The organism is Fodinibius salinus, from assembly GCF_008124865.1.
GTDB lineage: Bacteria > Bacteroidota > Rhodothermia > Balneolales > Balneolaceae > Fodinibius > Fodinibius salinus.
Genome location: NZ_VNHY01000001.1, coordinates 946,570 through 973,158 on the forward strand (window position 1 = coordinate 946,570; position 26,589 = coordinate 973,158).

General features: G+C 41.8%; 19 protein-coding genes. 1 reads left to right on the forward strand and 18 read right to left on the reverse strand.

The window, feature by feature from the left end:
• Positions 1-260: 260 nt before the first annotated feature.
• From LX73_RS04290 to LX73_RS04300, 3 genes are all read right to left on the reverse strand, one after another.
• On the reverse strand, positions 261-1,436 hold the full coding sequence (locus LX73_RS04290; RefSeq protein ID WP_148898230.1) for a 6-bladed beta-propeller: 1,176 nt from the start codon (positions 1,434-1,436) through the stop codon (positions 261-263).
• Positions 1,437-1,987: 551 nt separating this feature from the next.
• Entirely contained in the window at positions 1,988-3,244 is a 1,257-nt protein-coding gene (locus LX73_RS04295; protein WP_148898231.1) for an NHL repeat-containing protein, read from the reverse strand.
• A gap of 238 nt (positions 3,245-3,482) precedes the next feature.
• A complete protein-coding gene (locus tag LX73_RS04300; RefSeq protein WP_148898232.1) occupies positions 3,483-4,739 on the reverse strand; it encodes a 6-bladed beta-propeller in 1,257 nt (418 codons plus the stop codon).
• A gap of 809 nt (positions 4,740-5,548) precedes the next feature.
• Here LX73_RS04300 and LX73_RS04305 point away from each other — a divergent pair.
• On the forward strand, positions 5,549-9,208 hold the full coding sequence (locus tag LX73_RS04305) for a multifunctional oxoglutarate decarboxylase/oxoglutarate dehydrogenase thiamine pyrophosphate-binding subunit/dihydrolipoyllysine-residue succinyltransferase subunit (RefSeq protein ID WP_148898233.1): 3,660 nt from the start codon (positions 5,549-5,551) through the stop codon (positions 9,206-9,208).
• Between the two features lie 451 nt (positions 9,209-9,659).
• On the opposite strand, the gene folE2 is transcribed toward LX73_RS04305, so the two are convergent.
• The 15 genes from folE2 to LX73_RS04380 all read right to left on the reverse strand — a co-directional run bounded on the left by folE2 (position 9,660) and on the right by LX73_RS04380 (position 26,582).
• The gene (gene folE2, locus LX73_RS04310; RefSeq protein WP_148898234.1) at positions 9,660-10,559 is read right to left on the reverse strand and encodes a GTP cyclohydrolase FolE2; all 900 of its coding nucleotides are present in this window, start codon (positions 10,557-10,559) and stop codon (positions 9,660-9,662) included.
• Between the two features lie 20 nt (positions 10,560-10,579).
• Positions 10,580-11,032: a 6-pyruvoyl trahydropterin synthase family protein gene (locus LX73_RS04315; RefSeq protein WP_211359354.1), complete on the reverse strand. Its 453-nt coding sequence runs from the start codon at positions 11,030-11,032 to the stop codon at positions 10,580-10,582.
• A 236-nt stretch (positions 11,033-11,268) separates the two neighbouring features.
• Positions 11,269-14,160, reverse strand: coding sequence for a TonB-dependent receptor (locus LX73_RS04320; RefSeq protein WP_211359355.1), 2,892 nt, complete (start codon positions 14,158-14,160; stop codon positions 11,269-11,271).
• 135 nt (positions 14,161-14,295) lie between these two features.
• On the reverse strand, positions 14,296-15,807 hold the full coding sequence (locus tag LX73_RS04325) for an autotransporter outer membrane beta-barrel domain-containing protein (protein ID WP_148898237.1): 1,512 nt from the start codon (positions 15,805-15,807) through the stop codon (positions 14,296-14,298).
• Positions 15,808-16,334: 527 nt separating this feature from the next.
• Positions 16,335-17,378, reverse strand: a complete 1,044-nt coding sequence (gene thiL / locus LX73_RS04330; RefSeq protein ID WP_148898238.1) for a thiamine-phosphate kinase — start codon at positions 17,376-17,378, stop codon at positions 16,335-16,337.
• 75 nt (positions 17,379-17,453) lie between these two features.
• Positions 17,454-17,903, reverse strand: a complete 450-nt coding sequence (locus LX73_RS04335; protein WP_148898239.1) for an ExbD/TolR family protein — start codon at positions 17,901-17,903, stop codon at positions 17,454-17,456.
• Positions 17,904-17,915: 12 nt separating this feature from the next.
• Positions 17,916-18,461, reverse strand: a complete 546-nt coding sequence (locus LX73_RS04340; protein WP_148898240.1) for a biopolymer transporter ExbD — start codon at positions 18,459-18,461, stop codon at positions 17,916-17,918.
• A 16-nt stretch (positions 18,462-18,477) separates the two neighbouring features.
• Complete coding sequence (locus tag LX73_RS04345) at positions 18,478-18,747, reverse strand: hypothetical protein (protein ID WP_246138160.1); 270 nt, start codon at positions 18,745-18,747, stop codon at positions 18,478-18,480.
• Positions 18,748-18,800: 53 nt separating this feature from the next.
• The gene (locus tag LX73_RS04350) at positions 18,801-19,520 is read right to left on the reverse strand and encodes a MotA/TolQ/ExbB proton channel family protein (protein ID WP_148898241.1); all 720 of its coding nucleotides are present in this window, start codon (positions 19,518-19,520) and stop codon (positions 18,801-18,803) included.
• Positions 19,521-19,668: 148 nt separating this feature from the next.
• Positions 19,669-21,660 carry a protein-disulfide reductase DsbD family protein gene (locus tag LX73_RS04355; protein ID WP_148898242.1) on the reverse strand — a complete coding sequence of 664 codons (1,992 nt, stop codon included), beginning with the start codon at positions 21,658-21,660 and terminating at the stop codon, positions 19,669-19,671.
• A gap of 30 nt (positions 21,661-21,690) precedes the next feature.
• Positions 21,691-22,149: a 50S ribosomal protein L9 gene (gene rplI, locus LX73_RS04360; protein WP_246138161.1), complete on the reverse strand. Its 459-nt coding sequence runs from the start codon at positions 22,147-22,149 to the stop codon at positions 21,691-21,693.
• Positions 22,150-22,167: 18 nt separating this feature from the next.
• The gene (gene rpsR / locus LX73_RS04365; RefSeq protein WP_148898243.1) at positions 22,168-22,419 is read right to left on the reverse strand and encodes a 30S ribosomal protein S18; all 252 of its coding nucleotides are present in this window, start codon (positions 22,417-22,419) and stop codon (positions 22,168-22,170) included.
• 31 nt (positions 22,420-22,450) lie between these two features.
• Positions 22,451-22,837 carry a 30S ribosomal protein S6 gene (gene rpsF / locus LX73_RS04370; RefSeq protein WP_148898244.1) on the reverse strand — a complete coding sequence of 129 codons (387 nt, stop codon included), beginning with the start codon at positions 22,835-22,837 and terminating at the stop codon, positions 22,451-22,453.
• 429 nt (positions 22,838-23,266) lie between these two features.
• Positions 23,267-24,463 carry a DUF5050 domain-containing protein gene (locus tag LX73_RS04375; RefSeq protein WP_148898245.1) on the reverse strand — a complete coding sequence of 399 codons (1,197 nt, stop codon included), beginning with the start codon at positions 24,461-24,463 and terminating at the stop codon, positions 23,267-23,269.
• Positions 24,464-25,133: 670 nt separating this feature from the next.
• Entirely contained in the window at positions 25,134-26,582 is a 1,449-nt protein-coding gene (locus LX73_RS04380) for an NADH-quinone oxidoreductase subunit N (protein WP_148898246.1), read from the reverse strand.
• Between the last annotated feature and the right edge of the window lie 7 nt (positions 26,583-26,589).

The window sequence follows — 26,589 nt, forward strand, 5'->3', positions numbered from 1 at the left end:
TTGCAAATGACATAAATAGTCACCGTTTAAATTAAAAGAATTATTATTGCTGCTATCGCAACACGTTGGTACTATATGAAAACTGCAGGACAAATATTTGCATTCTGTACTGATGAATAACCTGATATTTATGATTAGTTTGACACAGTGAATATTCTAGACCAGGCAGACCATAATCCATTCTAACATGCTGGTAGTATGTTTAAAAACTGTTCAAAAATTTTATGTAATATTCTTATCAGATTGCTATAACTATTAGATCAAAATGGATACGCTCTGATCTCTGCCTTTTCCGTTACAGCAAATATCCGGCGTTCTGAAAAATTAATATCAAAAATAGAAGAGAGATTAATGTTTTTTGATTCCAGTTTATATCGACGGACAAGATCACCCTTAGAATCAAACTCATGAATCCATAGCCTATTTAAAGGTTGGGCAAAATAGTTTTTGCCTATTCCCAAATACAGATGACCATCAGGACCACTTATACCAGAAACATATTTATTAAGTGCCACTCGCCCCCTTCCTTTTTCTAAAATATTTTCAGATTTTTCAAAGAAATTAGTTGTAAGCGAGTCCAGTTCTGGAGATTCAGGAGTATTTGTCTCCCATATCTTTTTTCCTGACATTTCATACTTTGCAATTTTAGGGAAGGCGCTATAAACAATATATATTTCATTACCTTTCCCTTGATTACTGATTGGAAACGCGTGGGGACGGTAATAGTTTGGTATTTCTCTTTGCTCAATTGAAGTGCTGTAGGCATCATAATCCAGCGAAAAGTCACTGTCCTTAGGAATATCACCTATCTTCCCTAGTCGGTCTCCTCCCCAATCAACCAAGCTGTAAAGCATATCAAAAGAATCACCGGGATAGATATTAGATAACAAAACATGGTCATTCTCTGTTATCGCAGGCTGATTATTAATATTTTTTGCACGCGGCTCTAGCGGTAAAGGTGCAGGAGGAGGGAGAGACTGCCGATTTTCTCTACCATAATTCATTGTACCAACTAAATTACCACCAATCTTAAATCGTGTAATACGAAATTGCAGTGGATCAATAACATATAAATAATCATTAGTTAAAAATATATTGTTTACGTTTAAAAACTCTCCCGGGCCCCGTCCCTGTTTACCATATTCATTGATGATATCACCCTTGTTATTAAATTCAAATACTGTTAATTCTGCAGCATCATAGATAAATAAATGAGAATTATTATTGTTAATCCTAATAATTTGAGGATTTGATAACTTGTGTTCCTTATAAGATACAATAGTCTCATACTTTTTAAGCTCCACTATTTCGGCATCTGTCGAAGAGTTGCCAGAAGGTGAGGTATTACTACAGTCAACCCAAAATATGGATATTATAATAGTAAAGAGAAATGTAGTAAATAGATTATTTTTTGCACTATTCGATTTTAAATACATATTCAATGAGTTTATACCAATTATTTATACTCAAAAAATTAAAATCTAAAAATTACCAAATATATAAAATAGCCGTTTCACCGAGGGGCACACAGTTAAAATGCACCTCGGCTATCGGCATTTTCTGTTTAATATTTATGCCCATGCTAACACGCATGGTGTTTTAATAGCACCAGCAGTACAGTCTTTTGATGGCCCCCACGTGGGATCACTGCAATTGCTATAATCAAAATCATCAGCCCAACAACATACGTTACAAGCCTTTCCTTCAGAAACTCTACCTGCCTTTACATTTTTCATTTCGTCTCGACTTAGTGTTTTCATAAATGACATAAATAGTCACCTTTTATTTGTATTGCAATTTATTATTATTTGCTAATGCAGATGATATAATCATAGTAAGACTTTCAGCCAAATGATTGAGATTTCCTGAGATTTATCCTGAGAAATGGTCACAACTATCCTACCATTGCTGCATTTACGTTACATATGACACAGATTATTTTCAGTAGGTTTCTCCCCCGCAAGACAAAAGGAGAACGAGCCTTCCATTACTTTTTCGTCAGTGCAATCCGGTACTTAACCACATACTCGGTACCTGTTTCTTCATTGGTCTTTTTGCTATACAGATACCCATTTTTGATGTCGTAAATCTCTTGCTCACGGGGAAGGGTCAGTTTTGCAAGCAGTTTGCCTGATTCTTCCAGGATCCACCACTCATAGCTATCACTTTGCCCCCCCGTTGGTACCGCCACCCAAATCCGGTTTTCATCATCAACCATCAAACGATCTATAATAGGATTTGCTTCCGGCAGCTCTTCATCAACGATCTCTAATGTGTTCATGACATCCTGTTGAGTATAGTTGGCCTCATCAGTGTATTCGTCGAGGTCAAAGGAAGAACCCGTAATGGGATAGTAGATCGCCGATTGATAAACGCCCTTGGGATTGTACTTTTTGATTAAAAAATCCTGCGTCCAGGCCGAGTAGAGTTCATTATCGCTGGACAGCGCGGTAACAGTCTTTCCCATAAAGGGTAAAGGCCTAAAAGCACTCGGGACACGCGAATTACTCTTAATAGCATTAAGATCAGACCGGAATACAAGAGGATTAAAATCCAACGCATTCCCATACGCATCCATCAGCATATATGTATATTCTGGCCAGTCAGTTCCAGAGCTCGGTTCATCGAATGTGATCAGGAAATTTCCGTCGTTTCTGGCCTCAAAATAACCAGATTCCAACCCCTGAACAGCCTCATGGTCCCTGACGCCCCACTGCTCAATCAGGGTCGACCGTTCAAAAGAGTAATCGTCTGTATTATATATATTTAGACGCTTGCTGGTATAGTCAAACACGAACACTTTTCCTGCCTCCGCTTGTAAGCCAAGGATAATACCATACTCCCCGGGTCCTCTGCCTGGACCACCGAGCTGGATATGGTAGCTGCCATCAGCATTGTAGGCATACACTTTGTATAGAAATGGACCTGCGCCGCTAGAGTATTCCCCTTGATCTAAAATGATTACTCTCCCCTTATCATCGACAGCAAATCCTATTATCTGTGTTAAGTAAGGCTCCCCTGATTTACCAAACGTTTGCTCAGGAATCAATTCTATGGAATGCGTGGGCTCCGCATAGCCTGGAAAAACGGTGAGGTTCTCAGTTTCTTTAATATCCTGAGGAATTTCATCGAGGATGCGGATATGTTCCGGTTGCTCTGGTGTGGATTTATTGGAACATTGAACAAGAAAAAAGCATACAACGATGCTTAGTAATATTGGTAATAAGCGTTGAAAGTATCGCATGTATTGTATTGGGTAAACGTTAATATATCGGCTTGTACCTCTATTATATATTGTAATACTTGGAATCTCTTTGATGATCTGAGAGATAGACCTTTTCGTATCTTCAATTCTTTCACAGGCTGGCAAACCAACATATCAGCACTAAACCTATATGGCAAAAGAAATATTTTCGCATAATGGAGTACCCAGGCAAGGTATATTTCGGTTTATTCTTGCATACCCATTTAACTGGATTAACCTAGTGCAACCCGGACTCTTTAAACTTAATTTTATGCTTTACAATACGATCTATCCCTTGTGGGATATCCCGTTCGCGGGTGTATAAGTAGCCGTTTTTTATTTTGAATAGCGGCGGTCTTTCCGCACTCCTTTCGGCACGGTGCCCCGGCCATTCGAACCGAGCCCGTAACCTTCCCTGTTTGCCCAATACCCAACCTTGGTAGCTGCTTTCACTGTCGGTAATGGTCTGTACCCAAAAGCGACCTTCATCATCGGCCACCATATTGTGAATAACAGGCCAGGTATCCGGTACCTTTCCCGGATGTTCTTCTACTAACTGTCTCTTGGCTTTTCCCAACTCAGTCTCTGAAAGTAATAGGGAACTTTTCTCATAGGAATAATAAAATGCACGGCGGTAATTCCCGTTCTTATCATATACTTTTATCAAAAAACGTCCTGTCCGGGCAGTAAACAGAAGACTATCGCCAGCAGTAACTATAGTACTTCGAGAGAATGGCATCGATCTTGGCAATCGAACCGTTCCCTTAGAAGTCATCCGATTCTCAGGTTTATAAAATGACGTTTTAGGTTCCGATAAAACCGGCTTCTCCCTTAACATACCTTTTTTTATAATTTTGTAGTAATAATTGCTAGGTATCATATTGGGATTAAATGGGCTTGATCCATCAAAACGTACAATAAGCCTTCCCTTATTTGTTGTTAACAAATTGTTTGCTGATAAAGCAGATAATTCATCGGTTAGCGAATCTGTCCTCACGATTATTTCATACTCCAAAGAATATGTATCCAAAGTAAACTTCCCTATCTTTTGTAATTTTGGACCTAAAATATATAAGTAGCCATTATTAATTAGTATGTCAGAGATTGTAATAAATTCTTTGGGTCCTCTTCCCTCTCGCAAGAATTTAGTTATAAAATCACCATCAGGGCTAAATACATATATTCCAACGGTACCGGGCTTGCTTACAGCAATATATACATTATCCTGATCATCGATCGCAATATCCCCGGTATAGCCTTCAAAAAATACCTTCTCATTACTCTCAAAAACCTGCTTCCGCTGGAACACGACGGTATCATATGATTGGTCGGAAAATGAATAAACGCTCAGGTTATCAAGGCTTTGGAGGCTGTCTGGCAGCTTTGCTTTCAGGCCTGAAATTTGTTCAGACCCGGCGGGCTTCTCGGCCGTTCGGCGGTCGTTATTACATCCGAAAAATAACACTACAATCGATAATTGTACGATATATCGCATATTGAAAATTAAATTCGCAGGACCCGGCGAAAGGTCCTGCGGTGATTATTATTAAGCTATTTATCAAGTTTAAGGAGCATTTCCAAATCCTGCCCCCACAACTGGCACAGCAGTAGCCTGATACATACGATCCATCAGGATTTGATTCTCCGTAAAGGCTTTCAGCTTGACTGACAGTAAAACTGCCATCAGAATATCCCAGTGCACTGCCGTCTGCATTTCTTAAAAATACCCGGCAAGGCGCAGAACCAGCCTTCACATTTCTATTTTATTTCTACTTAGTGTTTGTATAAATGACATAAATAGTCCCCTTTTATACTAACTTCGAAATTATTTCATTCTACATAACGGACGGCATTGGGAAGGGTGAGTCACATATAAATTTTCACCATCACATTCACATTTATATCTGTCTGTACCTGCCTTTACACTTTTCATTTCATCTCGACTTAGAGTTTTCATAAATAGTTATCTTTAACTTTGATTATAAATAATTATCACTGCTAAAGCAGCTGATAGTATCATAACAAGGCTGATGGCCAAATGCTTGAGATTTGTCCTGAAATATCTCCTGAATTTTATGGGGTTAAAACTGACAGCGAACGCTATTTTTTGTTACCAAAGAAATAACTGTAAATCAGGGTTTATTATGTATGATATTTACAAAATGAAAAGTTCCAATTTAATACTACAATACTTAACTTTAGGCTTAATTGCTTTGGGTATCTTAAAGCCCGGCAAAATAGTCACTTATAACTCGTATAGGCTTTTATTAGCCAAAAATTTAAACCAGTCAATAAGACCACATTTTGAAGTCGCTCGAATCTATATTCGGACCCAATTCCGCACTCGTTGAAGAACTATTTAACCAATACAAAGCTGATCCCTCTTCGGTACCAAACCATTGGAGACAATATTTTGATGAGGTAGAAGGCGTAGATACGTCGCAGCAAGTTGCTGCTAAAACGCCAAAGCCCGACAATGGCGATTCCTCACAAGCCTCTGTTACTTCATCCCAGCAGCAAGCAAAACCGAGTACAAGGTCGTCTGCTGATCAACAAGAGGAAGAAGTTTCCATCCCATCGGGGGCAACGCTCGAAAAAATAAAGGGCGTATCCAGCAAGATTGTCGATAATATGGATGACAGTCTGGATGTGCCAACAGCAACTTCGGTGCGTTCACTGCCTATGCGGATGCTCATTGAAGATCGAGCAATAATCAACCGTCATCTCAAAAAGCGCAATGAACCTAAATCCTCTTTTACGCATTACATTGCCTGGGCTATTGTAAAAGCGCTCGAAGAGTTCCCTAATATGAACAACTCCTTTGTTCGTAAAGACGGTGAACCGTTTAAAGTAATCCCTGACCAAGTCAATTTGGGACTGGCCATTGACGTGCAAAACAAAGATGGCTCTCGTAACTTACTTGTGCCCAACATCAAAGGGGTGGATAAGATGAACTTTAAGGAGTTTCTCTATGCCTATTCAGATCTTATTGACAAAGCCCGCAACGGTAATCTGGGAATTTCTGATTTCGAAGGAACTACATTAACGCTGACCAATCCGGGTATGATTGGCACGGTACAATCTGTACCCCGGCTTATGAAAACGCAAGGTGCCATCATTGCCACCGGTGCCATCGATTACCCTGCTGAATATCAGTCCATGCCGCAAGAGATGATCAATAAGCTGGGGATCAGCAAAGTAATGAATATAACTTCTACTTACGATCACCGCGTTATTCAAGGAGCGGAATCTGGTTCATTTCTGAAGAAGGTCCACAGCCTGTTAAACGGTGAGGAAAATTTTTACAGCGAGATCTTTGAGGATCTTGAGATTCCGTATGATCCTCTCCCCTATGGCGAAGATAATTATACCGGCCAGCTTGACAGCGGAAGTGCTTCTCTTGAAGAAAACAAGCGAGCTACTGCGGTTATGAATCTTATTAACATGTATCGCACCCGCGGGCACATCCTTGCCGATCTTGATCCGCTGAGCGACGAACCGGGTCACAGTCCTGAGCTGGAACTCGAATATTATGGACTATCACTCTGGGATCTGGATCGCGAATTTTATTGTGGAGGTCTTGGCGGCAATGAGAAAGCCACACTGCGCGAAATCATAAATCTTCTGCGCGAAACCTACTGCGGAAAGATTGGCGCAGAATTTATGCATATCCTGGATCTGGATGAACGCAACTGGCTGCGCGAACGTATGGAATCCACCACAAATACGCCTGATCTTGATAAAGATCAAAAAGAAGATATTCTGCACAAGCTCAATCAGGCGATGGCTTTTGAACAGTTTCTACACAAAAAGTATATCGGCCATAAACGATTTTCGCTTGAAGGAGCTGACACCCTTATCCCTATGATGCATCATATGCTCGAAAAGGCGGGCGAAGGTCAGGTAGAAAAAATATTTATGGGCATGGCTCACCGGGGACGGCTAAACATCCTCGTAAATATTCTCAACAAGCCCTATCGAAAGGTATTTGCTGACTTTGAAGGAAATCTCGATCCCGACAGTATACAGGGATCCGGCGATGTAAAATACCACTTAGGATCGAAGGGTACCTACGAAACCCAGGCTGGCGAAGATATTGATATTGAGCTCATGCCTAATCCCAGCCATCTTGAATCTGTTAATCCTGTAGTTGAGGGCGCCACTCGTGCTACCCAAGATCATGAGGGTGAAGATGCTGAAAAAAGTAACGTCCCTGTACTCATCCATGGTGATGCTGCCTTTTCTGGTCAGGGTGTAGTGGCCGAAACGCTGAATATGTCTCAGCTGGATGCCTACAAAACAGGCGGAACAGTCCATATCATTATTAACAACCAAATTGGCTTTACCACGCTGCCCGAAGACGGCCGTTCTACAAAGTATGCCTCTGATCTGGCAAAGGCTATCATGGCTCCTATTTTTCATGTTAATGGTGATAACCCTGAAGAGGCGGTCCATGCTATGCAACTTGCCTTTGAATACCGTCAGAAGTTTGGCAAGGATGTGGTTATTGACCTTATCGGCTTCCGTAAACACGGACACAACGAAGGTGATGAGCCTGCCTTTACGCAACCCGGTATGTATAAAGAAATTGATAATCATCCAACGGTTCGCGATATCTATACCGAACGGTTGCTTCAAAATGGCGAATTTACCGAAGAGGAGATGCAGGAGATCTTTGATGAATTTGATGAGCTTCTGCGAGATGCCTTTGATGATGCTAAAAACGCCTCTCCTCTTGAAGTCACCGATGACATGATTGAACGACATGAAATGTCACAAAAAGATTGGCCAGACTTCCCGGATACGACCTATCCCGAAGAGGAGCTAAAAGACATTGCTGTTAAACTTAATACAGTACCCAAAAATTTTGATGCCAATCCTAAGTTGTTAAAACAGTTGGCAAAACGTGCCGAAATTGTTGATCAAAATAAGGACCAAATTGACTGGGGCTTTGCAGAAGCACTCGCTTTTGGATCGCTACTCAAAAAGGGTACAACTGTACGCCTTACGGGACAAGATGCTGAACGGGGTACCTTTTCGCACCGCCACGCTATTTTGCACGGCACCCAAACTGATCAACAATTTACTCCATTGAATAATCTCAGTGATGAGCAGGCACCTTTTTATCCCTATAACAGCTTATTAAGTGAATTTTCCTGCGTTGGTTTTGAGTTTGGCTACAGTGCTACAAAACTTGATGCCCTCGTCATCTGGGAGGCTCAGTTTGGTGATTTTGCCAATGGTGCCCAGATACCAATGGATCAGTTTATATCAGCCAGTGAGGCAAAATGGGGACAGGAGTCATCGTTGGTCATGACATTGCCACACGGCTACGAAGGTCAAGGACCCGAACATTCATCCGCCCGTTTGGAACGCTACCTACAACTTTGTGCTGAGGATAATATGCAGGTTGTAAACCTTACCACACCGGCCCAATATTTTCATATTTTACGTAAGCAGGCCAAGCAAGACAATAAGCGACCGTTAATTATTATGTCGCCCAAAAGTCTGCTACGTCACCCATTGGCTACTTCGAAAACCGATGATTTGACTGACGGGAAATACCGTCCATTTATTCCCGATCAAGAAGTGGAAGATAAAAGTAATATCGATCGGTTAGTTCTCTGTTCCGGCAAGGTCTATTATGATCTATATAAACAACGTCAGGAAGAAGAAATTGACAATATTGCCATTGCGCGATTAGAACAATTTTATCCCTTCCCTGATGCAAGCGTCAATAATATTTTAGAAGAGTATGACCATGTAGATGAAATTGTCTGGTGCCAGGAAGAGCCCAAAAATATGGGCGGATGGACGTTTGTTGCTCCACGAATTATGCAAGAGCTTCAAGATGGACAAAATCTGCGATATGCTGGACGACAGGCTTCAGCTTCTCCCGCAACCGGACAGAAAAAGGTGCACAAGGTAGAACAAGAAAAACTGGTTAACGAAGCTCTGCATTAATTAGTGATCACATAACCATGACAAGTTTTTAGAACTTGTCATGGTTGATTAGTTATCTCCTCAAGACTATTTGGCATTGTAGCTCTGCTGCAATGCCTTTTTTATTTCTCAAAAAATACGCTATAGCATAAAAAAAGAGGCTGTCCGAAAAGTCTCAATATAAGTTTGAATACATTAATAATGTAGGCGTTAGAAGAAAAAAAAGGACAATCCTCCTGTCCTCCTTCTCCAAGGAGGAACGCAAGATTGGAAAAGGTAGCCCTAGAATGAGCATCTATAAAATCCCTCTTGGAGAAGAGGGATTTAGGGAGATTGATCACGCCTTAGTTATTTAGGGGACGTTTACCTTCATTGGACTTTTTGGGCAACCTCTTCAAATCACTATCAACATAGGAAGTTTTCTGAAACTTCCTATGTTCAGAACCAATTATGAGTATATAGATAGGTACTTTTAACGCAAGCCATTCTTCACTCCTTTACAAATGCGGCTGACGGCATCGTGGCTGTGCAAGCTCTCCATATGTACACAGCGAACAACAAAATCGTAAATGCACTCTTCGTCATTTAGTTCTTCGTAGAGTAGTCGTGCCGCATCTTCCACAAATTTTTGATAGGCGCCATTCATTTCTGCAAAGGCCTGTTCATCTTCGCGCTTTACCATCACCTGCGTTTCAGTCATTAGTGCTTCTCGGCAATGGCTTACCAAGTCTTCCACAAAAAGCTCATCAGTAAGCTCTACCGTTAAGCTTGCTACACTTCGCTGACTGTGAGGAATACTAGCCACCTCTCTCTGTTCGCGTGCATGCTCTGAAAGCTCATATGAGCAGGGACATGCACTACTATATTCAAAATCTAAATGCATAAACTTTCGGAATCTACCCTCAGCATCTATAGTGCCTTCAATGGAAGTTGTATAATACTGATACCCTTCCAAGCCCGACCGCAGACTTTCCTGCATAATGGGATAGTTAAACGATAATTTTAGATATGCAGAATGAGTATCAAGGTCTTCTCGGTATGTTTGAAGCACCTTTTCAAGCTTATCCGGATGAAAAACATCATCCTTAAAGTCATAAAATGACCGCATAATACGACTCATATTTATTCCTTTCTTGCCGGCTTCGAGGCCCACATATCCGCTGACGGAGGTCTCCAACGTAATAAGCTCACCGTCGGGACGAGGATATTTTAACGGCAGCTTAAAATCAGAAATACCTACTTGCTGGATAGGAACATCTGCACCTTCAATGAGTGATGCCGGTCCATTTTGAAGATCCGGCAGACTATCTTTATAGCTTTCGGATGCAATAAATGTAGGATCGTAATATTGTTTCAATTTGGTGGATAACATTCGTTTGAACTACAGTTGATTTAACTTTTTACAGGAACTTCTTTGTCCAAAAGATATGGACAATATTTTGCTGAATTTCGTTCGGTTTCTTCTAGTTCTACTTCGTACAAAAAACCATTCTCATCCGTTGCTTCCCGGATGGGTATTTCTATCTGTTCAAAAAAAGCTTTAACCAGGTTTTCTGTTGAGGGCATAATACCGTCTAGAAAGTCAACGTCCAGGTTTAAATTTTTATGATCACATTTTTCAATAATGTGTAATTGAATAATATCTTTCAGTTCAGAAAGATCAATAACATAACCGCTTTCAGAATCAGGAATGCCGGCAACGGTCACTTTTATAATATAATTATGTCCGTGCCAATTTTCATGATTGCACTTCCCAAATTTTTCCTTATTCCATTGATCTGATTTATCTGGGTTATGTAACCGGTGTGCAGCGTTAAAATGTGCTTTACGTGTGACGAAAACCAAAATTATATCTGTTACATTGGTTAATGGTGAACTTTTACAACGATTCTGAAATTTTGAAGGTTCCCTTCGACTAAAATCAAATTAAGTTATTATTTGAGGCTATTATTATCAACTTGCTTAAAATAAAAAAAGGAGGCCCCGAATCAACGGCACCTCCCTGTGATCAGCACACCTCACACATTGCATGTGAGATATTTGTATAAGACTATGCGCCCAGTAAAATTTCTTTATTTATCTTAAAATGAATACTTAAATCCCAAACTAACATTTCGGCCGGGATTAAACCGGCTGTACACCTGATCCTCGGCACGGAATCCCTGATACATTTCTTCTCTTTTTTCACTGAGAATATTAGAGATATTGAGGCTTACAGATGCAGCCCCAAACGACTTATTCAGATTAAACCGCAGACTGTGAAAAGGATCAGAATACACATCAGGAAAAATACCTCCCCCCACAAGCACGAGTGTTTCTCCTTTCACATTGTAAAACAACCCCGTATCAAAACCAATTTCAGGATTTTCATAAGTCAACCCTGCGTTGATGATATAGGGTGCCTGACCAGCCATTTGGCGCTGATCATCTACATTTTGTCCCTGCCGCTGATAATCTTTTCTAGCCTGAAACTCATCCTCAGTCATTTTAATTTGTGACTTCACAACAGTTACATTACCGTTAAAGCCGATATTTTCAAATGCAGAAGAAATAAATTCTAATGATTTTCGAATCTCCAGTTCAGCTCCAAATACCTGGCCATTGCCGACATTTCGCGGCTGATATTCACTGGTAGTCGGTGAATTTCGTAACCGAACAAGTTCGATGGGATCCTTGAATAATTTGTAAAAAGCACTGACAGACAACATCTGGTTGCGACTAAAGAATTGTTCCCAGCGGAAGTCAAAATTTTGAATACGTGTTTCCGTCAGGTTTCCATCCCAAGTACAATTTTGCCCGTTCGTATCACAGCCAATTTGAAATAGTCCTCCATTAAACCTCCGATTAGAAATAGGATCCAGAATTTGTGCAAAAGATAATTCTCGAAAAGAAGGGCGAGCAATCGTCTTTGAGTACGAAAATCGAAAGTTCATATCTTTGGATAACGAATAGGTGACATTGGCAGACGGGAAAAAATCAAGTGCATCCAGCACTTTAGCATCATCCAGATTTCTTGCATTCTGATCACCTTGTGCAAATCTAACTGATCGACCGGTATGACGCTGCACATATTTTTCGGCCCGAACACCTACATCGGCTTTTATATTTTGGGATAGACTGAATTCGTTTGAAATATAGAATGATGACTTTTGCACATTTGAGCTGTAGGCATTGGGGTTGGGCTCAATGTTACCGGACTGATAATATATTACACCATTACTGCCTCCGCCGTAAATATTTTCATCCACCAGTATCTCTGAGGGATCACCTGTCCAATTGGGCTGGTTACCAAAAAACGCCATATCATAAGAGAGGATTTCATAATCACGCTGCTTGTATACATGGCTTCCACCAAACTTAAATGTGGCAGTCTCTCCCAGTAATTTATACTCTTTACTAATGTTAACACGTCCTACCAAATTTGTTTCATCCATAGATCTCCAAAGCCTGCTTGGGTATCCCCCTGCTCCGGCGTTAAAAACGTAATTGGGATTAGGCTCCTGCCCACTCAGCGTATAAGTTACATTTCGTACATCAGGATCCTTCATTTCGGAAAGCGTTGGAGACAACCGCCAGTCAATTTCCCATTTCCCATCCTTAAAATAGTGGGTGCCATTTAACATTGCATTGGTAATACTTCGCTCACCGTATTCCAGATTATGCGAATCACCCAAATATCCTGATTGCCCGGGTGCACTTTCACTATTATTAATAAGAAAATTTGTAGCTTTTCGCTCACCGTTCTGTAAGTGCATACCAGTTAATTTATATTTGGATCTGGCAGTTTTAAAGGCGATACCCGCTAATCCTCCCAAAAGCACATTTTTTTCTGAAACTTTGCCATTCTGCGTATTTGCTCTTACTAACTCTGTTTGCCCAGGATCAGAAGGTACTTGATACTCACCAAAACTGTAATTATTGAAATGATTACTTGAATGTTTGTAAGTACCAGAAAATACATAGCCGAGCTTGTTCTCACTGCCCACATCAAATTGATTACCCAATGATAACCCCAAGGTATAGTCCATAGCATTGGTTGATTTTGTGGGTCCCAGTTTAGAATTAAAACTGTTTACAAAGTTGTACACCTGATCATCAGAAGCTCCGCTGATAGGAGTAGGAATATCATTCTGATTTTCTTTGGCAAGTTCAGGTAATGCCCGTGCCCCGCTGTCAAAACCCAAAAAATCAGTTTTACTTCCGCTGTTCGTCAAAAAATTGTTATTAAAATGCATTGCGGGATTATAATTAGTACTGGCCGAAACATTAAATATTGGTTTCTCGGGAAAATCAATCGTTTCGATATTTACAATACCCCCCGTAAAATCAGCTGGTAATTCTGCAGTGGCTGTTTTGTTAATTACCATATTTTGTATCAAACTGGTGGGAAAAATATCTACCTGCAGGCTGTTTTTTGTAGGATCTAAACTCGGGATTTCAACAGAATTCAGCATTGTTTTGGTATATCGGTCTCCTAACCCTCGTACATATACATATTTGCCACCCTGTATAGAAACACCTGTTACTTTTTTAAGGGCATCAGCAGCATCTGAAGCACCCGTTTGGGTAATTGTTTCAGAAGAAATTCCATCCAAGAAATTAGGTGAGTTTTTCTTCTTTGTCAGTAAAGCCGCTTCCGAAATGTTGATCGATTCGGCAGAGACAACAACTTCCTCCATATGTTCTGTCGCTGTCTGCAGTTGGATATTATCTACTACGGTTACTTCTCCCGGAGCAACGTCAATATCCCTTACCGTCATCGATTCATAGGAAATATAAGAAAGACGAAGATCGTACGTACCTGAGGGAACTTTTATATCAAACTTCCCATCCAGATCGGTACTTGCACCATTCGAGGTACCTTTAACAAGTATATTAACACCGACAAGCGGTTCTCCATCTGCAGCGTCGGTTACCGTTCCGCGAATAGTGCCTTGTTGAGCATATAACACACTGGTTATGCTAAGGCACATAATAATCAAAAATAATTGTTTAAAATTTTTCATGGGACTGATCACTAATAGTCGTTAAAAAATTGTGTGCTGTTATTAAAAAGAAGCTTGCCTTTGAATATCCAAAGGCAAGCTTTTGGAGTTTAGATACGTTTTTTATTCGAGTCCAATATCAGAAAGTGCATCAGATTGGCTAGCCCATGTCCAGCTAAACACGCTCACATCGGCACCAATAGAGGCCGAAGAAACATCTGCAACTTCGGTCACTTCACTCTGCAATCCAGAGGGAAAATAATCTGACTTGGTTAAGCCTGAAGGGATAACGGCTTCTATAGACGTAATTGCAAAACCGTTCGTGTTGGAAGCATAGTTTGAGTAATCACTAGAAATTGTATTATCAGCACTTCCACCACTCGTTGTTGCAAGTCCAAAGAATAGGATATTACTAACATTAACATTCGTATTTGCATCAACATCAATCATTTCGGAACCGTTATTTTCAACAAATGCTGATACATTTTGAATGGTATGAGCATTACCGCTTGGGTTGGAACCTTCTGGGCCATCCAGCTCCAAAGTAGAACCGCTGGGACTTAGCGTCACAACATTATCAACAGTTCCCTGCCAATCCTGATCGGTATCAAGAGCATCGTCACCGTTATTCCAAACCAAGACATTCGTAACGTCCACCGTACCGCCGAACCATTCAATGCCATCATCCTGGTTGGCTACAACTTCGATATTTTCTATTGTAGTACCGGTACCAACGCCACCAAGTGAGAGTCCATTAATCTCATTACCCTGACCAATGTTGGTTCCTCCGTGGCGAATGGTTACATACGTCAGAGAACCAGAACTGTCTCCAGCATCATTTCCACCATACAATCCGTTTTGATCTGTACTTGGAATACCTTCAATGGAAGCTGGGCTACTTGAAGCAGAAATAGGTGCATTGCCTAATACCAAAACACCGCCCCAAAGTCCACGTTGACTTGAATCTAAATTAGGACTGCTAAAGTTGCCGTTGTTCACCATATCGTGGGTGATCTCATCGGCTACTGAGGTAAATATTATCGGTGCATTTGCTGTACCGTTTGCATTAAGTGTAGCATCTCGTGCAACGAGCAATGCTGTTGCGTTCGTACCAGATCCGGCCTCTCCTTTTATGATGGCTCCGCCTTCAATTGTTAGTGTAGCTCCGCCTTCAACCGCGATTCGACCAGACAAGATATACGTTTTATCATCTTCCCAAGTTGTGTCGCTGGTAATATTATCAGTTACAGTAACTTCAGTCTGTTCATCTTTAACCGAAACCACTGCAGTAGCATTATTGCTCATTCCCTCTGTATCTGTGACTGTTACTTCAACGGATCCGGCCCCAGCTTGATTACCGGTGTAGTTTATAACAATATCTCCGCTTGTATCTCCTGAATTGGGCTCAGAAGAAATTGTTGCGTCACCATTGTTGGCGGTAACACTGGCTGATTCATACCCAGCATCAGCAGTAACACTGAATGTTAAGTCAACAGATTCTCCGGTCAACACCTTCTGTGCATCCGGTTCTGTTACGCTAGGTGCATTAGAACTGCTAGATGTAGAATCATCATTACAGGATATGAATAAAGTAAATATCAGCGCTAGGCTAATAGTATATTTTAGTATCTTCATAATTTATATGATGTGATTGTTTGGGTTATGGATTAATTGAGTAGTCGAACTTACAGGACGGGGATTAGCATTGAATAAAATCAGTGTTACCAAATCGTTATTTCGGATGAACAATACCAGATGAGCGAAACAGGAAATTCCAAGAGTACTATATGGAGGACGATATAATGGAAATTCCATTGAAATAAGATCTATTGGCTGTGCTGATTTTATCTTGCCTGTATTCTGACTAACACATCCAAGTATAACAGACCCATGTTGCAAGAATATTATGAGGTAATTATCCGTCTGTTACGCTAATTTTAAGCCAATGTTAAGAAGCGAAGGGAAATTCAAACATCGGTGTTTACCACCGATATTGTGATACAAATTCCATTATTTAAGAAAAGATATTACCTTAAAGCAAGCTCTATAAAGGTAAGACCAACTATACAGTCAACTATTATAAATTACTCTAAGGAATAGTAAAACTATTTACAAACAATACAGTCTCCTAATGAATACTCTTTTGCTACTAAAGGGACAAACTATCCTTCCTGATTTTGATCACTGTCAAAATTAACCACATCTCCCTCGACCTGCTGCATACACACGCCCTCCTCTTGTTCGGTAATTTTTCCTATAACTACAAAATCCTGAAATTCATCAGCTAATTTTTCTACACTTTCCTCTGGCAAAGTAAACATCAGCTCATAATCCTCACCACCATATAGTGCATACTTATCTACGTCTTCTTTCATCTCATCGGCTACGGTACGCGTATCCAGTGCAATCGGAAAGGCTGCCTGATAAACATAAGCACCCAGCTCAGAGGCATTGGCAATGTGCTTGAGTTCACTTACCAGTCCTTGCGTAACATCGATCATAGAAGTGGGACTGATCTTTAACTCACGAATTTGATTGATAAAGTCTTGACGCGCAACAGGAACCAATTGTCGTTTAACGACATATTCATAGTCGTCGAGATCAGGCTGGAAAGCAGTTTGCTCCTCCTGCTCTTCCCAGAATTCCTTTTCTCTCATTAAAATGCGCAGACCGGCAATGGCGCCTCCCAAGTCACCAGTTACACAAATTGCATCATCTTTGTTGGCTCCCCGGCGATAAATGATCTCATCCTCAGCTACAGATCCATAGCAGGTGATATCGATACTTAACGTCTGGTGAGAGGCTGTCAGATCTCCACCCACAATCTGGAATTCGTAATCTTCACCAGCAGCTCCAATGCCACGATAAATCTCTTGTAGCATATCCACTGACAGTTTGTTGGGAACAGCCATATTAACTAATACCACCTCAGGCGTACCGTTCATTGCATAAATGTCACTAACAGCAGCAGTGGCAATTTTATAACCTAAATGATGAAGCGGAACATAGGTAAGATCAAAGTTCACCCCTTCCATAAACGTTTCGGAACTGAGTAGTTTATATCCTTCTTTGTTTTCTATGACGGCAGCATCATCACCGTACCCTTCTGCTACAGATGAGTGGGTAAAGCTATTTTGCTCCATCAGCTCATCAATAAGTTCCGTACGACCAAGCGATTGTATAGTTCTAAAATTTTTGTCAGACATAGTAGTTTGATAATAAAAAAGGCAGGTACACAAAGTGTACTTGCCTTTTGAAAAAAATATTTAATTAACTGTAAACTAAGATTGTTCTTGCTTCGTAGAATAATTAATTCGAAGTGCGCCTGCTTCACGCAACTCCTCCTGAATATCGGTCACAATACCAAATTCAGCTTCATCATGTACACGAAGAGAAACAATTAGTTTAGGTTGTTCTTTAAGCTTGTCATACATGATATTGCGAACTGCTGCAACATCTTCTATGATTGAGTCATCAATCTGTATCTTTGTAGCCCCCAACTTAGTTCCTGATAACTTTTGCGGACCGACATAGATATAGCTGACAAGCCGTTTTTGTTCGATTTTTTCGATGTTTTGTGCCTGGGTATAATCAACTTTTACCTGTAAGGTAACTTCCCGAAGCACAGTTGTTACCATAAAGAAAATGAGTAACATGAAGATAATATCCGGCATTGCTGCCATCGGGATATCTTCTTTCGTTTTAGCAGATTTCTTTTCAAAATGTCCCATAATTGGATAAAGTTATTTGTTGGGCTCTGCGATTGAAATTTTCTTTGGATAAGCATTATCTACAGCCTTCTTTCTCTCACTGCCTTCCTTCAATTGTTCATAAGGTACGCCAAATTGAGATTGAGACTCTTGGTTCCGAAGCTCTTGGTAAGCTCCCATTACCTCATCAAGCATGTCAATATAGACATTATAAGGTGTTTTGCGATCCGTTTTTATGGATACAATAGCCTTATCCGGAGAAACTGACAAGTTCGGATCCTGTCCCCTGTTGGTAACAAAATCTTTTAAATTTTGCTTAACCTGAGTTACAGGCGTTGCCTCTGTTTCACCGGTTCCCATCAACACCTGACCCTGAGAATTAACCAGAATCTTCATCATATTACGAGTTTTAATGGGCGGTGGGTCTTGATCAGACTTTGGCGGCAGCTGTAATCCAATACCCGTATCAACGTCAATAGTTGTTACAAGCAGGAAGAAAATCAGCAATAGGAATGCAATATCTGCCATCCCTGCACCACCAATTTCCGGGTCTTCTCGTTCTTTATCACTTCCAAACATGGTTATTTCCTAAGAGTTATATATTAAATGTCCCGCGAAGACCGGTAAGCAGAATGATCAGAACCATTGCTGCCATCATAAACAACATTGTACCAATTGCAGCTTTTGTAACAGTACCGGCTATTGCAAAAGCAATACCGAAAACTACAAATGGAACAATCATTGTTACTATCTTTTTGATGTCTTGCTTGCCTTTCATGATGCTTCGAACACCGGAAACCAGCATTCCAATCACACCAAGGCCGATTAGTCCCAAACCGAGTCCTAACGCTAGTGATACAATCATAAGTAGAAAAAGTTATGAGTTAGTTATGAAATTTTATGATTCAACACCGACTGTTATGCTTCAGACTCGGAAGAAGAGGTATCGACTATTTGCTCACCTTTTTCAAGAGCAATAATAGAGTCAATAAGCGTAATAGAACTTTCTTCCATTTCAGAAATCAGGCGATCAATTTTCGAGACACAATAGTTGTAGCCGATCTGCAAAATAATACCTGCAAGTAGTCCAGCAGCAGTAGTCAAGAGTGCCACCTTAATACCACCCGCAACCAACGATGGTGAAATATCACCGGCTGCTTCAATGGCATCAAATGCCTGAATCATACCTACAACCGTACCGAGGAACCCAAGTAGTGGTGCAATGGCAATAAACAGCGAAAGCCAAACCAACCCACGCTCCAGAAAGCTCATTTCAATAGAACCGTAGGCTGAAATTGCCTTTTCTGCGGCTTCAACACCTTCATCTACCCGCATAAGTCCTGCTTGAAAAACAGAAGCAACAGGACCGCGTGTTTCAGCACACAGTTCTTTTGCAGCAGGTACGCCGCCTTCTTGCAGAGCTTCTTGCACGTCCACAATAAAATTGCGCGTGTCAATGTCAGCAAGGTTTAGTGTAATAATTCGTTCCAGAAAGATAGCCAGACCAAGAATCAAGGCCACAAGGACTGGCCACATAAAACCGCCCTCATTACCTTCATTAAATTTTTCAACGAGCACATTAAAAAATCCCGGGTCACCTGTAGCTTGTAACAGAAAGAGCGTTATTGTTGATGTCATACTATTATTCCGATTAGATTAATTGGTTATCTGTTAATAAGGGCTTACAAAGATGCAAAATGATAGATCATTTTATCTAAAATGTCAAAGACATACTAGCCTATTTTTTGCAAATATCAACCCTGTACATGTTTTTTAAATGTTAAAACTAATTGTTACCTGATGCTACTGTTGCAGTTACATCATTAAAATGTTGAAGACCCGCATCTAAAAATTGCTGAAATTCTTTTTTATCAGCATATCCAACAAGCTGTTCAAGTATCTCTTCATTTTCAGGATTTAAAATAACATACGTCGGCAAAGCCACCGTACCTGTTAACTTAAACTGAAATCGTTGGTTTGCAGGTCCCTCCGTTCCGTCATCCGTATATAAACGCACTTGCTGCATTTTTGCAAATCGTTTTTTTATAGATGGGAGTGGAAATACATTTGTTTCCATCGCCCGACAGTTTGTACACGTATAGCCTGTAAAGTCTATAAATACCGGCTTATTTTGTTTGATAGCTTTCTTTTTGGCTTCCTCAAAATTGCTCGACCACATTTCTGAATTAGCCATTTCATTGCCGGATGTTTGCTGCTGTGCGAAAGAACGCACAACACTAACATCCGTGGCTTGCTTGGGCGGCAACCACGCATCCCAAATACCCAGTGACGCCCCCATTAATCCGGGTATTAAATAAAAGCTAAACAACAAAAAAGGCATAGCCAGCATTAGCCGTCCCGTACCAATTTGGCGCGACTCTGACTCGTTACTGATACTGTAAACACCTAATAAATATAAACCTGCAAGCAAAAAGATGGCAATCCAGGTGGCAATCGCAAAAGGACGCGATATAATGCCCCACTCCCAAACAAGATCAACATTGGATAAAAACTTGATGGCAGCTGCAAGTTCAATAAACCCTAATAAAACTTTTACAATATTCATCCACGAACCGCTCTTTGGCAACGATTCTAACCAACGGGGGAATAATGCAAATGCCACAAATGGACTTGCAAATGCCGTTGCAAAGCCTGCCATCCCAATAATAGGATAAAACCATTCTCCACCGGTTGTTGCTGCCAACACACCCCCTACAAAAGGAGCTGTACATGAAAAAGAAACGGCACTGATAGTGAGCGCCATAAACAGAATGCCCACCGCTCCGGTACTTTCATTACTTTTTTGATTTAACCAGTTTGTAAGCTGGTGCGGTAACCGCAGATCAAAAGCACCAAGCAAACTCACCGCAAAAACAATGAGCACTAATGCTATAAATAAGTTGACCCACGGATTTGCAGCAAACTGATTAGCCCCCGAAGCCCCAATAAACACCGCCAGCAGTGCTCCCAAAATGGTAAATGTAATTACGATTGCTGCACCAAAACCAAGAGCTTGTCCAATCGCCTTACGACCTTGCCCCTCCTTTTCTTTAGAAAAAAACGAAACAGTAAGCGGAATCATAGGAAATACGCAGGGTGTCAACAGTGCCGCAAAGCCTGCAGTAAGAGCAATCCATAAAAAAGAAAAAATCCCTTGCCCACCTACATTGCTTGTTTTAACAGAGCTATTATCGGTAGCATCCTTGTTTTTAAAGGAACCAGAAGTATCCTTAGAGGTATTGCTATTTGCAGATTCCACCCCCCCAAATTTCTGATAAGGCATATCGGCCACACCGCTAACATTCACCGAGTGCGTGATAGACTTTGTTTGAGGAGGGAGACACTTTTCGTCATCGCAAACCTGATATAGTACTTCCAGGTCAACTTCAGCAGAACCTGAAACATTTTTCCGGAATGCAATGGGAATTGTAAATGTAGCTTCACCTGTATGCCAACCCAGCTCCACATTAAAATTGGGGTCCATCTCTATGGCCGGCTCCGATTCGGTAGGATTTCCGGCAATTGCCATTTTATCGCTGACCGATGAAAACTTGGTAGGATAAGGTCCGGCATCAGGATCATTGGCAATAGAATACAGGTGCCATTTCCCATTAATGTTAGCCTCAATGGTAATATCAAAAACCTCACCGGCAGCTACTTGTTCAGGAGCCTCTATTACAGAATACGAAACCGGATCCATCATCTGACCCTGAACAAAAAATGGGGATAACACCATTACGGCGATCCCCACAAAAAATTTGAGTGTCGATATTTTCATTACTGGATAATTACATTAAACGCTTCGGGCTTATTGCTTCACCACCCAAACCTTGATCTCTGCTTTGATTTCACTAATCAAGTTTACGGTTGCCGTATATTCACCCAGTGTCTTGATGTCTTTATCCAGAGATATCTTACGTTTGTCAATATTGATATCGCGTTCAGCTAGTGCGTCAGCGATATCCTGATTCGTTACTGAACCGTGAATACGCTCATCTTCGCCAACAGCTACTGGTATGGTAACAGATGTTGTTTCCAGGCGTTCGGCCATATCCTGAGCCCTTTCGACGGTAAGCTCGGCACGACGTTCTGCCTTCTCTTTCATCCGCTCAACACGTTTTAATGCACCGTCGGTGGCCATCATAGCCTTGCCTTGGGGAATTAAATAATTCCGGCCGTATCCGGCTTTAACTTCAACGATGTCGCCGGCATCACCCAGCTTGTTAACATCTTCTCTTAAAATTAACTTCATGTATTTGTTAGCCATGGGAATATAAAATCTTTTTTATCGAAGGTTATCTGCTACATATGGGATTAAACCAAGAAATCGTGCACGCTTAATCGCCGTTGTCAATTGACGCTGGTACTTAGCGCTTGTTCCTGTCACGCGGCGGGGAAGAATTTTTCCCTGATCATTGGTAAACCGCTGTAGCAAATCAGTGTCCTTATAATCAATGTACTCAATGCCAGCTTTGGTAAACTTGCATTCTCGTTTCTTTATGTGACCCTTTTTCGGGTGTGATGGATTCTTAATCATAATAACAAAAGGTTGTATTTAAAGAGATGGATTAATCTTCGTCTTCTTCCTCTTCCTCATTGTGCTCTTCAACAAAGACAGGGGGGACAGCATTTTTACGCTGAAGTTCACGGTGACGCATCATTTTCGCATCGTACCGAAGCGTCAGATACCGCATGATTTCATCATCAATGCGAAGTGCGCGCTCCAGTTTTTCGATGAGTTCTCCAGGAGCTGTAAAGTAAGCATTTACGTAATATCCGCTCGTTTTGCCTTCCATTTCATGCTCAATCTTGCGAATACCCCATTGATCAACCTCGTCAATTTCACCGTCATTATCCTTGATAATACCGGTAAACTTCTCAACAATCTCGTCGTACTCATCATCTTCGAGTACGGGATTTATGATATACGTTATTTCGTAATAATTTTTACTCATGTAGATATGTTTCCTTTGGTTGTTCCTTCATTGAAACAGCCGACATAGTGACTTTCACTCGTCAGCAGGCACGCAAAGATAGCTTTTTTTGTAGTTAATTACAATCTAGTCAGTCAATAAAATTTGATAATCTTAACAACGCTGAACCTAACCAACAGATTCTCTTTCTCCTCTGCTGCTAAGGAAAATAAGATCTAACCCTACTACTGTTAGCTTCTACTGAGAGGATAATAATTCCCAATCCTTAGGACAGCAGTACAGTTTAACAAAACACCAAGAACAAACATCAAATGAAACTGTAATACCCCGCCAGGATTCAAAATACTGACAGGTCTGATGCATAATAAAACCCGCAGTGGCTGGGAGGCCACTGCAGGAAAATATTATTATTACGGCAATAAGAGTTCGCCGTCGGTTAATATCGGGTGATTACTCCACCGGGCTCCAGTAGGGAGTATTGTCGGCGGCGCTGTGGTCCGTCAGCTTAACGGAGGTGTCGCTGCCGTCGGCATTGGTTTTATACACTTCATAATTACCATCGCGCGTGGAGTAAAAGGCCAGTTCACTGCCATCGGGCGACCAGCTGGGCAAACCATCCGACGCCGGATCGTTAGTCAGCTGCTGCACGTCGTTGCCGTCGGCATTCATGGTGTGGATCTCCAGGTTCCCCGAACGGTCGCTGGTAAAGGCAATGGTGCTGCCATCCGGCGACCAGCGGGGCGTAGCATTATAATCGGTGTCGCTGGTGATCTGCTGGTGGTCGCTGCCATCAGGATTCATGCTGTAAATCTCAAAATCTCCGTCGGTCTTGCTGGCATAAACAATCTTAGACCCGTCCGGGGACCAGTGCGGAGATTCATCACCAGCGCTGTTGTTGGTCAGCCGCTGCTCGCCGCTGCCGTCGGCTCCGATCGTATAAATTTCTAGATTCCCACTACGTTCGTCCACAAAAGCCAGGCTGCTGCCGTCTGGGGACCAGCTGCTCGCCCCTCCGAGCAGGGACACTTTCGCTCCCGCGGCCGTCAGCTGCTGGACGTTCGAACCGTCAGCATCCATCACATACAGGTGCGTCGTAGAACCGCCACGGTTACTGACAAAAGCAATCTTGGTGCCATTAGGAGAAATCGGACCGGCAAAGTCAGCGGCGGTGTTGTCGGTTTGTTTTGTCGGTGTCGAGCCGTCGGTATTCATCAGGAATACTTCCTGGTCTCCGTCGCGGTCGCTGGTAAAAGCAATCTTGCCATCAGCTGCGGCCTGGCACTCCACGTCAAAGGAGGTGGAGGTGGTATCCCCGGCGGTAATGGTTACCGTTTGGGAGTTGCTCCCGTTTTTTACCGCACAGTTGCCGGCCATGCCGGACAATTCGGTATTCACATCCCCTTCGGAGAGACCCGCTAGGATTACGGTGCCCGACGAAGATACGCTCTTGCTGGTGCCACCGGCGCTGACGGTGTAGCCGTCGCCGTCAATGTCATCACCGGTGCTGCTGGTGGTCACTTCCACCGCCCCGGTGGTGGGTTCGTCATTGTTGTTGGGATTGGTCGGGCCGTGGCCGTCATCACCGCCGCAAGAAAAAATAAATAAGATTGAAAGAATTAGAATTGATAATTGTAATAATCGTTTCATAGTCAATAAGAGTCTGGGTCAAAGTTAACTGTTGTGATCTGTTGTCATCACAGGTCCTTATACACATTGGCGGCGGGGGTACCCCTAAGGGAATTACCTGCCCAACAAAGCCAACGAAATACTACTTCTACATTGCAACATGCGTGTTGGCCAGCAAACATAGGACAAATTAATTTCATCATAACCCCCGGCAGGTCTGATCCATAATAAAACCCGCAGCAGCTGTGACGCCACTGCGGGTAAGAGTATGATACAACAATATTCGCTGTCGGTAGGATTTTCATCGTCGCATAATTGTCGGTATTCGGTGAAAATATTGCTCGTACCTAATATCATACGTACCAATAGACTAACCGATTTATCGGTGACAAATAAGAAGGAAAGGTACTTTAATCTTTTAGAACTGCCACACACTAGTTCCAGCCCCAAATATCACTAGTTATTGACCCAGTAGAACTCTGTCAACAGAAAATGTAAGATTAGCTACACTAGAGGGTAATCTATAACATGAATTATGTCAGGTCGGGGTGAATTAAATCCAACTAGATCTAAACGATCATAAGCTATCCCATCAAACTGGGAGAAATCGTTTACAAGATATCAATAGGAAAAGGTACAGTCGTTTCAAAGAGGTTGCGATCGTTCAAGATGATAAAATTGGTGTAAAACATTATCCGCCCAGCAACGCAATCCAATCACTGGCATAATATGAGGAAAGTAAATTGTGCAGGTCACCGAATGCTACTCCAAAATAAATTGTCATTGCAGCCAATACAATTAATGTAGAACGAAGTAACCACCCTGATTTAACCAGCGGAACGTCTTTATGCGGATCTCGAAAATACATGTACACCATGGGACGTAAGTAGTAATACACGCTGGCAGCACTGGCCAATACACCGACAATAGCAATAGTTAGGTATCCGGCATTAATAGCAGCGGCAAACACCATGTACTTTCCAATAAATCCAACAAAAGGGGGAATACCTGCCAGTGAAAATAGGAAAAAAGACAACATAACTCCCATCAAGGGGCGCTTAAAGCCCAACCCTGCATAATTGTTGACGTCAGTAAAATCAAGTCCCTGTTGGCGTTCGTAATAAGCAACTACGCCAAATGCTCCCACATTCATAATAGAATAAGCAAACAGGTAAAACAGCATAGCAGTATATCCTTCGGGCGTTCCAGCCGCTAAACCAACGAGTAAGTAACCGGCATGTGCAATGCTGGAGTAAGCCAGCATCCGTTTGATGTTATCCTGCACCAACGCTATCAGATTACCCAAAATCATAGTAATGACGGCTACCACCTCAATCACTTCCGACCAGTTAGCCGTGGAATCGGGAATCATCTTGGATACCACAATAATAAGTGCAATAAATGAAGCCGATTTTGATGCCGTAGCCATGTAGGCCGTCAGCGTTGTGGGGGTACCTTGATATACATCGGGCGTCCACATGTGAAAGGGAACAGCCGAAATTTTGAAGAAAAAACCGATAAGCAAGAGCCCAGCTCCAGCTATGAACAACAGGTTAGAGCTCGCAGCTTCAGCTATCGCAGGCAGTGAAAGTGTCCCCGTGGCGCCGTAAAGCAATGCCATCCCGTAAAGCAAAAAGCCGGTAGAAAAAGCGCCTAAAAGAAAATATTTAAGTGATGCCTCTGCCCCAGTCTTACGTCCTTTAAAAACACCGGCTAGCACATACAGACAAATAGACATTGTTTCGATTCCAATGAAAATCATAATCAAATTATTTGCACTGGCCAGCCCCAGCATGCCGGCCGTAGCACAAAGTATCATGGCGTATATCTCACCGTAATCATGATCAATGGCACTCAGATATTCGCGCGATATTAACACACAAAAGAGTGAGCCAAACAGCACTATAGCATTCCCGAAAGCAGTTACACCACCATAGGTAATCATCCCGGAAAATGCTGTTCCCGCTGTGCCAAACATATCCATAATGGAAAGAGTCAGCGCCGCAGTAAGCGAAACGACTGTCAGTCCATAAATAGCACCATGGTCATCTTTGTACGAATCGATAACGATGGCAATGAGTCCGGCAAGACCTGTAATGATGCCGGGTAAAAACGCGGTGATATCGTGTAAATAATTCATACTGCTG

What these genes read in the sequence shown, in the direction of transcription:
- LX73_RS04290 (WP_148898230.1), bottom strand. Translation starts at nt 1,436, where the DNA reads ATGTATTTAAAATCGAATAGTGCAAAAAATAATCTATTTACTACATTT.
- LX73_RS04295 (WP_148898231.1), bottom strand. Translation starts at nt 3,244, where the DNA reads ATGCGATACTTTCAACGCTTATTACCAATATTACTAAGCATCGTTGTA.
- LX73_RS04300 (WP_148898232.1), bottom strand. Translation starts at nt 4,739, where the DNA reads ATGCGATATATCGTACAATTATCGATTGTAGTGTTATTTTTCGGATGT.
- folE2 (WP_148898234.1), bottom strand. Translation starts at nt 10,559, where the DNA reads ATGTTATCCACCAAATTGAAACAATATTACGATCCTACATTTATTGCA.
- LX73_RS04320 (WP_211359355.1), bottom strand. Translation starts at nt 14,160, where the DNA reads ATGTGCCTTAGCATAACCAGTGTGTTATATGCTCAACAAGGCACTATT.
- LX73_RS04325 (WP_148898237.1), bottom strand. Translation starts at nt 15,807, where the DNA reads ATGAAGATACTAAAATATACTATTAGCCTAGCGCTGATATTTACTTTA.
- thiL (WP_148898238.1), bottom strand. Translation starts at nt 17,378, where the DNA reads ATGTCTGACAAAAATTTTAGAACTATACAATCGCTTGGTCGTACGGAA.
- LX73_RS04335 (WP_148898239.1), bottom strand. Translation starts at nt 17,903, where the DNA reads ATGGGACATTTTGAAAAGAAATCTGCTAAAACGAAAGAAGATATCCCG.
- LX73_RS04340 (WP_148898240.1), bottom strand. Translation starts at nt 18,461, where the DNA reads ATGTTTGGAAGTGATAAAGAACGAGAAGACCCGGAAATTGGTGGTGCA.
- LX73_RS04345 (WP_246138160.1), bottom strand. Translation starts at nt 18,747, where the DNA reads ATGATTGTATCACTAGCGTTAGGACTCGGTTTGGGACTAATCGGCCTT.
- LX73_RS04350 (WP_148898241.1), bottom strand. Translation starts at nt 19,520, where the DNA reads ATGACATCAACAATAACGCTCTTTCTGTTACAAGCTACAGGTGACCCG.
- LX73_RS04355 (WP_148898242.1), bottom strand. Translation starts at nt 21,660, where the DNA reads ATGAAAATATCGACACTCAAATTTTTTGTGGGGATCGCCGTAATGGTG.
- rplI (WP_246138161.1), bottom strand. Translation starts at nt 22,149, where the DNA reads ATGGCTAACAAATACATGAAGTTAATTTTAAGAGAAGATGTTAACAAG.
- rpsR (WP_148898243.1), bottom strand. Translation starts at nt 22,419, where the DNA reads ATGATTAAGAATCCATCACACCCGAAAAAGGGTCACATAAAGAAACGA.
- rpsF (WP_148898244.1), bottom strand. Translation starts at nt 22,837, where the DNA reads ATGAGTAAAAATTATTACGAAATAACGTATATCATAAATCCCGTACTC.
- LX73_RS04375 (WP_148898245.1), bottom strand. Translation starts at nt 24,463, where the DNA reads ATGAAACGATTATTACAATTATCAATTCTAATTCTTTCAATCTTATTT.
- LX73_RS04380 (WP_148898246.1), bottom strand. Translation starts at nt 26,582, where the DNA reads ATGAATTATTTACACGATATCACCGCGTTTTTACCCGGCATCATTACA.